This window comes from Pollutimonas bauzanensis (genome assembly GCF_040393045.1).
Taxonomy (GTDB): Bacteria; Pseudomonadota; Gammaproteobacteria; order Burkholderiales; family Burkholderiaceae_B; genus Pollutimonas; species Pollutimonas bauzanensis_A.
On the sequence record NZ_JBEBUX010000155.1, the window covers coordinates 1 to 9409 of the forward strand.

Annotated in this window: 11 protein-coding genes; 7 read left to right on the forward strand and 4 right to left on the reverse strand. The window is 55.3% G+C overall.

Going from position 1 to position 9409, the window contains the following annotated elements:
* Positions 1-66: 66 nt before the first annotated feature.
* Positions 67-1158, reverse strand: a complete 1092-nt coding sequence (locus tag ABWO67_RS17555; protein WP_353154060.1) for a YheT family hydrolase — start codon at positions 1156-1158, stop codon at positions 67-69.
* Positions 1159-1288: 130 nt separating this feature from the next.
* Positions 1289-1501, reverse strand: coding sequence for a zinc-finger domain-containing protein (locus tag ABWO67_RS17560; protein WP_353154062.1), 213 nt, complete (start codon positions 1499-1501; stop codon positions 1289-1291).
* Between the two features lie 181 nt (positions 1502-1682).
* Here ABWO67_RS17560 and ABWO67_RS17565 point away from each other — a divergent pair, with 181 nt between their 5' ends.
* The 3 genes from ABWO67_RS17565 (at position 1683) to ABWO67_RS17575 (ending at position 4239) form a co-directional block, all read left to right on the forward strand.
* A complete protein-coding gene (locus ABWO67_RS17565; RefSeq protein WP_353154065.1) occupies positions 1683-2351 on the forward strand; it encodes an AzlC family ABC transporter permease in 669 nt (222 codons plus the stop codon).
* The gene (locus ABWO67_RS17570; protein ID WP_353154068.1) at positions 2341-2688 is read left to right on the forward strand and encodes an AzlD domain-containing protein; all 348 of its coding nucleotides are present in this window, start codon (positions 2341-2343) and stop codon (positions 2686-2688) included. The genes ABWO67_RS17565 and ABWO67_RS17570 overlap by 11 nt, the downstream gene beginning before the upstream one ends.
* 168 nt (positions 2689-2856) lie before the next feature.
* Complete coding sequence (locus tag ABWO67_RS17575) at positions 2857-4239, forward strand: DEAD/DEAH box helicase (protein ID WP_353154070.1); 1383 nt, start codon at positions 2857-2859, stop codon at positions 4237-4239.
* Here the strand turns inward: ABWO67_RS17575 and ABWO67_RS17580 are convergent.
* Positions 4219-4608, reverse strand: a complete 390-nt coding sequence (locus ABWO67_RS17580) for a thioredoxin family protein (protein WP_353154073.1) — start codon at positions 4606-4608, stop codon at positions 4219-4221. The two genes, ABWO67_RS17575 and ABWO67_RS17580, sit on opposite strands and share 21 nt — an antisense overlap.
* Before the next feature lie 60 nt (positions 4609-4668).
* Here ABWO67_RS17580 and ABWO67_RS17585 point away from each other — a divergent pair, with 60 nt between their 5' ends.
* From ABWO67_RS17585 to ABWO67_RS17595, 3 genes are all read left to right on the forward strand, one after another.
* On the forward strand, positions 4669-5484 hold the full coding sequence (locus ABWO67_RS17585) for an EI24 domain-containing protein (protein WP_502930045.1): 816 nt from the start codon (positions 4669-4671) through the stop codon (positions 5482-5484).
* 2 nt (positions 5485-5486) lie between these two features.
* Positions 5487-6293, forward strand: coding sequence for a competence/damage-inducible protein A (locus tag ABWO67_RS17590; protein ID WP_353154086.1), 807 nt, complete (start codon positions 5487-5489; stop codon positions 6291-6293).
* A gap of 171 nt (positions 6294-6464) precedes the next feature.
* Entirely contained in the window at positions 6465-7184 is a 720-nt protein-coding gene (locus ABWO67_RS17595) for an IclR family transcriptional regulator (RefSeq protein WP_502930046.1), read from the forward strand.
* 139 nt (positions 7185-7323) lie between these two features.
* Here ABWO67_RS17595 and ABWO67_RS17600 read toward each other — a convergent pair whose 3' ends face one another.
* Entirely contained in the window at positions 7324-8304 is a 981-nt protein-coding gene (locus ABWO67_RS17600) for a tripartite tricarboxylate transporter substrate binding protein BugD (RefSeq protein ID WP_353154078.1), read from the reverse strand.
* Between the two features lie 423 nt (positions 8305-8727).
* Here ABWO67_RS17600 and ABWO67_RS17605 point away from each other — a divergent pair, with 423 nt between their 5' ends.
* Positions 8728-9309 carry a phasin family protein gene (locus ABWO67_RS17605; RefSeq protein ID WP_353154080.1) on the forward strand — a complete coding sequence of 194 codons (582 nt, stop codon included), beginning with the start codon at positions 8728-8730 and terminating at the stop codon, positions 9307-9309.
* The last annotated feature ends 100 nt before the right edge of the window (positions 9310-9409 follow it).

Sequence of the window (9409 nt, forward strand, 5' to 3'; positions counted from 1 at the left end):
CCCCTCCCAGGATCTGGCACGCGTATCAAGAAAAATGCAAATACTAAGACCCTGACCCGCGCCCCATCAAGTCCTGGTTTCGAAAAACCGCGCCAGCCGCGCAGGCAGCCATCCTATGTGCCCCGGAAACCCGCCGGTAACAAACCCTACATGCCCACCCTCGGCAGGCTGATGCAGCGTCACCATCGACGAGCAGTCGTGCGAACCCGGCAGCGATGGCTCGGGGATGAAAGGGTCATTCCTGGCATTGAGCACCAGCGTTGGTACCGCAATGGTTTTCAGATGGGGCTTGCTTGACGCCCTCGTCCAGTAATCGAGCGCATTCTTGTATCCATGCATTGGAGCCGTGTACAAATCGTCGAACTCACGCAGGCTTTTAACCTGCGAAAGCCGCAAGGCATCGATATTTCCTGGAAAACGCTTGGCTTTTTCCAGGATCTTGACCTTCATGGTCTTCAGGAAATTACGTGAATACAGGTGCTTGCCCAGCCAGGTTTCGGAAAGGCAACTGCCGCAGGCGACCAGGTCCATGGGAACCGAGACGGCGGCACAGGCCGACAGCCACGACATGGCCTCGCCTTGCTCGCCGATATGCTTGAGCATTGCGTTGCCGCCAAGGGAGACCCCCGTGGCGTGCCAGCGGGCGTTGGGCAAGCGTTGCCGTACTGTATCGAGAATGAATCCGATGTCGTCGGAATCGCCAGAATAATAGGCGCGAGCCATGCGATTGGGGAAGCCAGAGCAACTGCGGAAGTGGGCAATGACTACGATCCAGCCGCGAGCGCGGAAATGCTGCGTGATTGCTTGTGAGTAATGACTGTGGCTGCTGCCCTCGAGCCCATGGAAGAGCACCAGTGCCGGATTGTCGGCGGTGCCGGGCAGGGTGGCCCAGTCGTCGTCCTGCATCCAGCGCCGCGCCGCAGTCTTGGCGAGGCGGCTGTCGGGTCGCGACGTCGCACCATTGGCCAGCTTGTCGGAAAAGAGACCAGGGCCTGCCCAGTCCAGATCCAGGAAATCGCCATCGGGAGTGTTAATCCGTTCACGCACAAAGGATATATGGTGGTAGCGTGCGGCGAGCGCGCCATATAGCGTTTGCAGGTGGCCGCCGGGTAGCCAGGCGGGGGTTGGGCAGGAAGAGGTATCAATCTGCGCTGTCACGGCCCGCCTTCAATGCAAAATACCCTGACGCTTCATGGAGCGCCGGTTCAGCTTTTTGTAGAGTAGTAAACATAAACAAACCGTGTGTTATGCATCGCATTGCTGTGGGCAGGCCGCGATAATGCGCCAATTAATGCCCGTGGATTTTTTCACCTTCTTTTAGCTCGTACGCAGCGCCGCAGTAGGGACAAAGCGATTTTCCGGTTTGGACGATTTCGATATAGACCCGAGGGTGCATATTCCATAAAGGCGTGCCGGGTCGTGGGCAAAAAACAGGCAGGTCCTTGGCTTCGACGTATATGGTCTGGTCTTTGGGGATTGCGGATTTTGGGGTGCTGCTCATGGTGGATCCTCAAAATAAGGGGTCTGGTACAACCGGGTCGATTGTACCAAGGGCTGCGGCCTTACAATAATCACTTTTTGAAAAGCTGCATAAGGCGCGCGCGGTGGCAAATACCCATTTTTTTTCGTCTTGGCGGGGCTCCCCGAACAGGCGGACTTTCCTTTCAGGATCCCGGGATGCTATGCCGGCGCTCGTGGCTACTGGCACTTGGGGGTTCGTCACGGGCATTGCCCTGGTCAAGTCTGGCTTGACTGAAACTATGGCGGCGCTGATGACGCTGATGGTGTATGCCGGCTCAGCGCAATTGACATCGTTGCCGCTCATCGAGTCCTCTGCGCCGCTGTGGCTGATTTTCGCTGCCGGTATGGTTGTCAACATCCGTTTTGTTATTTTCGGCGCGGCTTTGCATCCTTTTTTCCGGCATATGCCGTGGGTCAAGCGCATGGGGCTGGGCTTTTTTTCCACTGATATCTCCTTTGTGCTATTCATGGGGCGCTATGGCGATAGCCAGGAAAAAGGCAGTACTGAACAGCTGTGGTATTTCCTGGGCATCATCATCCCGTGCTGGTTCACGTGGAATACCTGTTCCATGCTGGGTATTTACCTGGGTGGCTTCGTGCCGGGTTCCTGGTCGCTGGAGTTCGCAGCCGTATTGGCATTAATGGCCATTATCGTGCCCTTGGTTAAGACCAAGCCCATGGCAATGTGCTTGTTGGTGGCCGGCGCCATAGCGTGGGTGGGGCAACCTTTGCCCTTACGCCTCGGGCTGGCCGCCGCGGTTGTGGGGGGAGTGATCGCCGGGGTGGTCGCCGAGAAACTGCAGCACAAGGGGAGGCGTCATGACCGGTGACCTGGATTACGACCTTTATATTCTCGGCGCAATCGTATTCTTGGCGCTGTGCAGTTTCTTGACACGCGCCGGATATTTTTTGTTCGGCGACCATATTCCTCTTTCCGACTCAGTGCGCAGGGCCTTGCGCTATGCGCCCACGGCGGCGCTGATAGGCATTGTGGTGCCTGAATTATTACCCTGGAAGGCCGGCGTCGGGCCCGTATTCGATATCAAGGTGCTGGCTGCCCTGGTGGCGGTGCTACTGTATTGGCGCACGCGCAGCAGTCTGCTCGTTATCGTGGGCGGCATGGTTGCCTATTGGATTTTGAGAGCCTTGTCGCACTGGATATCCTGACCGTGTTGGTAACAAAGCGTATGCTTTTAACGACACTAAGAGACTTTTATGGCGATGCATGGCCGCCAAACTGCGTCAATTGCAGATCCTTGCCCGCGCTGCGTTAAAATACCTGGGTTATAAAAGCTTCACGTGGGGTACTCCTGCGTCTGGCGTAAACCACTTTCAATGACAGAAACTACAAACACACACATCGATACCCCAGCCGCCACCTTTTCCGATTTCGGCTTGCATCCCAGCATTCTCTTGGCGGTCGCCGCAACCGGATACACCACTCCTACGCCCATCCAGGCTCAAGCCATGCCAATCGTCATGGATGGCCGCGATGTCATGGGGGCGGCGCAAACCGGCACAGGAAAAACCGCGGCGTTTACCTTGCCCATCTTGCATCGCTTGATGCAGTTCGCCAATACCAGCGCTTCGCCGGCACGGCATCCTGTGCGCGCCCTGATCCTGACGCCCACCCGTGAGCTGGCTGATCAGGTGTCCGATAGTGTCATCGAATATAGCAAGTCGACGCCATTGCGTTCGACCGTGGTTTTTGGCGGCGTCGATATCGGCCCTCAACGCGAAGCCTTGCGCCGCGGTTGCGAGGTCTTGATTGCCACGCCCGGACGCTTGCTGGATCACGTAGAACAAAAGAACGTCAACTTGAGTCAGGTAGGCATTCTGGTGCTCGACGAGGCAGACCGTATGCTGGACATGGGCTTCTTGCCCGATCTTGACCGCATCATGCGTTTGTTGCCGGCTAAACGGCAAGGCCTGCTTTTTTCAGCGACCTTCAGCAACGAAATTCGCAAGCTGGGCCGCACTTATTTGAATAACCCTGCTGAAATTGAAGTCGCGGCTCGCAATGCCACGGCGGAAAACGTGACGCAAATCGCCTATGCGATGCCAGGCAGCGAAAAGCGCGCCGCGGTTGTCCATCTGGTCAAGTCGCGCGGTTTTAATCAGGTCATTGTTTTTTCCAATACCAAGATCGGCACTAGCCGTTTGGCTCGCGAATTGGCCCGTGACGGCATCAAGGCAGAGTCCATCCATGGCGACAAAAGCCAGCTTGATCGGATGAAAGCTTTGGAAGCTTTTAAAGCCGGCGAACTCGAAGTGCTGGTCGCTACTGATGTCGCGGCCCGAGGCCTGGATGTGGCAGGTGTGCCTTGCGTCATCAATTACGACCTTCCCTATAACGCCGAAGATTACGTGCACCGTATCGGTCGTACCGGGCGGGCCGGTGCATCGGGCGAGGCAATCGCCTTTTTCGCTCCGGAAGAGGAACGGTTCCTGCTTGATATCGAAAAGCTCATCAAGTTCAAAATACCGCGCGGCCAATTGAGTGTGCCCGCACCGGTTCGGCCTGTTTCTTCGGCCACTGGCCGTGGCGAACGCCGGCCTTACTCGTCGTCAGGCGCAAAGTCCAGCAAGCCCGTTGATGACTTCTTCTACAAGCCATACGTGCCATCGGCCTCCAGCAGCATTCCTGAAGCCGCCAAGACCAGCTCGGCCAACACAAATAAAAAATCAGTGGGCGTGCTACTGGGCGGCAGGCACTAGCAGCGTTTGAAGCAATGCCGGCCCATTATCGATAATGGGCGTGGCGCTGTCTATATGGCTTAACAAGCGGTCAAGATGGCCGATATGCGGCAGCATAGTGCCATAGAAGAGATTCCCGCTGGCATTTTGCACAAGTAGGGTCGGGAAGTTCTCGACATCTTCGTCGTCCAGCAGTTCGGGGTTTTCTTCGATATCTATCCACACGAAGGTATGCTGCGGCCATTTCTCGGCCAGGGACTTGTAGTCTGGCCGGTATTTTTCACATGTATCGCACCATGCGGCACAATAGCAGGCAATGACCAGCCCCGCATTTTTTTTCAGGCGGGTGTGTAGCGCAAGCGCATCATGTTGGGGATCAAACACTGACATAGAGACAAATGGTATCCGGTTTGACTATGATAGTCGTGTCTTTAATTTAAAACTTCCGTAATGAACGATACTAATCTGGTAGTTCGTCCGGTGCCGCCCGCAGTTGGTGGCATGGCATCCGTGGGCGTAGCGTTCAAGCGGGCGCTGGTGTCGCAGTGCCATCCCAAAATGTTGGCGGCGCTGTTTCTGCCCTTTATCATAGCCTTGCTTGGCGCCATTATATTGCTTTGGGCATTCTGGACGCCGCTGACGGCATGGCTGAACACCGAGGCGTCCAATTGGGCCATCGTCGACCAGGTCGACCAGTGGATGTTGGCCATAGGCCTATTCTCCATCAAGCTTTATTTGATTCCGTTGCTTGCCGTGGTAATTTTGCTGCCCATATCGGGCATCCTGGGCCTGATCATAGCGGCCATTTTCGTTATGCCGATTGTGCTGCGCCATATTGAAAAGCGCGATTATCCAGGACTTTCACGGCAGGGACAATACAGTACCGCCGTAGGCGCATGGAATGCCTGTTGGGTGGGCTCGCTTTTTGTGCTGGGGTGGCTGGTCACCATGCCGTTGTGGCTGATACCGCCTTTCCCTGTGCTCTTGCCTATATTCTGGTGGGCATTTGCTTTCACCCGCATGCTAAGGGTCGACGCGATCATCGAGCATGGCAGCGCCCAGGAACGGCGCTGGTTGTGGCGACGGCATAACCGTCAATTATGGCTGATCGGCTTGTGCCTGTCGCTGATAAACCTTTTCCCTCCCGCCTGGCTGGTCTTGCCGGTGTTTTCGGCGCTGGTGTTCGCACATTTCAGCCTTGAAGCGCTGCGGCAGCTACGTGCACAAACCGTCATTGATGTTGAACCAGTAAAAGCAAGGCCATGATTATGCAAACCACAGCGATTCCCAAAGTAAGGCTGATCATCATAGGCGATGAAATTCTTTCCGGCCGACGTCAGGACAAGCATTTTTCCAAGTTGATCGAGCTGCTCTCCCAGCGCGGCATGCAACTGTCAGGCGCCGAATTCATATCGGACGAGCGTGACGTCATTGCGGCAACGCTGGCGCGAAGTTTTGCCACGCAGGATATCGTATTTTGTTGTGGGGGAATCGGCGCTACGCCTGATGACCAAACCCGCCAAGCCGCGGCCCAGGCGCTGGGCGTCGAATTGTTTTTACACCCCGAGGCTGAACGATTGATCGCCGAACGTTGTGCAGACAATGAACGCCGTGGGCAGGGCAGCGGCGACATGTCGTTGCCGGAAAATCAGCAGCGCTTGCAAATGGGGGTATTCCCGGTTGGCGCCGATATCGTGCCGAATGCCTACAACAAGATTCCGGGCTTCTATATCCAGAACCATACTTTTATGCCTGGCTTTCCTGTCATGGCCTGGCCCATGATGGAATGGACACTCGATACCCGATATCGCGCATTTCATCATAATATCACCCGGGTAGAGCATTCCTTCCTGGCTTTCAAACTTCCCGAGTCCCGCATTACACCGGCTCTGGAAGAACTCGAAAAAAAGTGGCCCGGCGTCAAGGCTTTCAGTCTGCCCAGCATGGGGGAAACCGGCCACCCTCACATCGATTTGGGCGTCAAGGGCGAGCCCGAGGCGGCAGCAGAGGCCCTGGCGTATTTGCGTGCTGAAGTCGTAAGGGTGGGCGGCCAGTTGATTCCGCCGCAAAAATAACTCCTGCCGCAAAAATAATGCTTGCGTGAAAGATGGTTTATTTCATATTATGGAATTGTTGCGTTGCGACATAACCGGACTATGACACGATCCTTTTCTCTTTCTTCTTCCGCGACTGACATATCCGCGGCAAACGATTCATCCATCACCATCCAGGTGCTGGCGCGAGCGATGCGGCTGCTGGATGTTCTGGCACGACATACCGATCCGGTACCGTTAAAAGACTTGGCGGCAGCTACCGGCCTGCATACTTCCACCACCCACCGCATTTTGAATGACCTGGTGGTGGGGCGCTATGTAGAGCGTGTCGATAGCGGTTTGTATCAATTGGGTATGCGCTTGCTCGAACTTGGGTCGCTGGTAAAAGGTCGTTTGAATGTGCGTGAAGTGGCTCTTGAGCCTATGCGCGAACTGCACAAGATAACTGGGCAAACGGTCAATTTATCGCTGCAACAAGGCGACGAAATCGTTTATATCGAACGGGCCTGGAGCGAACGCTCGGGCATGCAGGTCGTGCGCGCCATCGGTGGGCGGGCGCCGCTGCATTTGACTTCCACGGGCAAGCTATTCCTGTCGGTCAGTGACCCTCGTCAAGTGCGGGCTTACGCCATGCGCACAGGCCTGGCCGGGACAACGCGCAATAGCATTACCCAAACCGACCAGCTGGAACGCGATCTGGCTCAGGTTCGCCGCCATGGTTATTCGCGCGATAACGAAGAGCTGGAATTGGGCGTCAGGTGCATCGCCGCTGGCGTCTACGATGACACAGGCAAACTGCAGGCCGGTTTGTCGATTTCGGCTCCTGCAGAGCGCATGCGCGACGAATGGATTCCCGTCCTGCTTAGCACTGCCGCCCGGATATCCGAAGCGCTGGGTTACGAAACGCCGTAGCGCCAAGCGGTCGCGACGGTGCGCCAAGGTATTGAAAAGGGCCATCAACCTATTAAGTTGATGGCCCTTTTTCATGGTGCTTCGCGAATTGGATGTCGCGTCTGCGACATTCACCTAATTCGCGTGTGCCTATGAGTTTTTATTGTGCTGCTACGCCAGCTTTCTTGAATAGCTCGGCCCACTGCGGCACTTGCTGGTCGACTTTTTTAGCCAGGGCAGCGGGATTGGCTTCGTCGGTCAGGACGGTTGCACCCAGGTCGGCCATGCGTTTCTGGAAATCAGGTGCCGCCAGGCCAGCTTGCAGCGAGGCAACCAGTTTGTCCATAACTGGTTTTGGTGTGCCGGCTGGCGCCCACATGCCGTGCCAGATGCCGACTTCGAAGTCTTTGAAGCCGGACTCTTGCATGGTGGGCAGGTCGGGCAGGGTGGGAACGCGTTGTTTGCTGGTAACGGCGTACGCCTTGACGGAGCCCGCTTTGATTTGCTGTGTGGTATTGGTTGTTTGGTCACACAGGATATCCACTTGCTTGCCAAGTAGGTCGTTCATAGCAGGCGCGGTGCCTTTGTAGGGAATAGTCAGCAGGTCGACACCGATAGCCTGGGTAAACATGGTGCCGCACAAGTGGCTTGCTGCGCCAATGCCAGCATTGGCCAAGGATACTTTGTCTTTGTTGGCCTTAAGATATTCGACCAGTTCCTTGATGTTGTTGGCCGGGAAGTCGGCACGGGCAATGATGGTCATGGGAACATCGACCACCAGGCCAATGGGTTCGAAGCTGGTTTTCGGATCGTAGCCAGGATTTTTGTACAGTGATGGCGCTGTGGAGAACCCGATGTGCATCAATAGTATGTTGTAACCGTCGGGCTTGGCACGAGCTACTTGGCTGGTGCCTATGGTGCCACCCGCGCCGCCCTTGTTTTCCACGACGACCGTTTGACCAAGCGTAGGGCGCATGGCTTCGGCCAGCGAACGCGCTACGTTGTCGGTTGGACCGCCCGCCGAGAACGGGACCACCATATTGATGGCATGGTCAGGGTAGTCGGCGGCCTGGGCGGCGCCTGCGGCAAACAAGGTGCTGAGGAATAAAGCCGAACTGAGCTTCAGGGTGTAGTGTTTCATTGGGTCTCCGTTTGCCCATGGGCAAAGTAACAGTTGTTAAACGTTTTTTGTGGAATGGGCTGAATATGTAACATGCGAAAAATACTGCTGCTTTGCGTTAAAACAAGTATTTCGATGGACGGTTGTAGTTATAAATGGAACTGCATACTAGGCCAAAAAGCGTAGCGTGTCGCCTAGGTTTAGCCCTTATATCGTCTATTCTTCCCTCTCTCATAGCCTCTTATTACCGTTTTGTTGCAACGCAGCAAATAAATGTTGACAGCACCTTTTAATCAGGTAGAATTTGTTTTGTGCGGTGCAGCATGGAAGGTTTTCACAGGTGTAGGTGATTTGCTTAGCCTTCTTTATTTTTACGCTTGAACCCTAGTTCAACTATCACGAACCTGACGACGATCTCGAACGGTTCACTTATAAGGAAACATCATGAGCGCGATCCCTCAACAAGTTTTGGCCACCCAAAAAACCAATCTGGACAACTTCCTGGCACTTCAAAATACATTCTTTGGCGGCTTCGAAAAGCTGGTCGACTTGAACCTGAAGGTCATCAAGGCAACCCTCGACGAAGTCGCTCAAAAATCGCAGCAGGCCATCGAAGTCAAGGATGCTCAAGAAGCCCTGGCTTTTACGTCGACCCTGGTGCAGCCTGGTGCTGAAAAAGCCTTGGCTTACAGCAAACACGTATACGACATCGTAGCGGGCGTACAAGTTGACCTGTCCAAACTGACCGAAGAGCAAGTCTCGCAAGGCCAGCAACAAGTCTCCGAAGCAATTGACCAGCTTGCCAAAAATGCGCCTACCGGCTCTGAAGGCGCTGTCGCTTTGTTGAAGTCGTCCGTGGCAACAGCCAATAGCGCCTACGAATCGGTCGCCAAGGCTACTCGTCAAGCTGCCGATGCTGCTGAATCGAACATCACTGCGGCAACCAATGCAACATTCAAGGCAGCCTCCGATGCCGCTGAAGCCGCAAAGTCGACCGCTCCTCGCGCCCGTCGCGCTACAGCCTAAGGTGTGATGCAGGCCGGAACCCCGCCATTGGCGCGGTTCCAGCAGTCAGCATGCAAAAAGCCCGGCCCCGAAGAAGAAATTTTTCGGGGCCGGGCTTTTT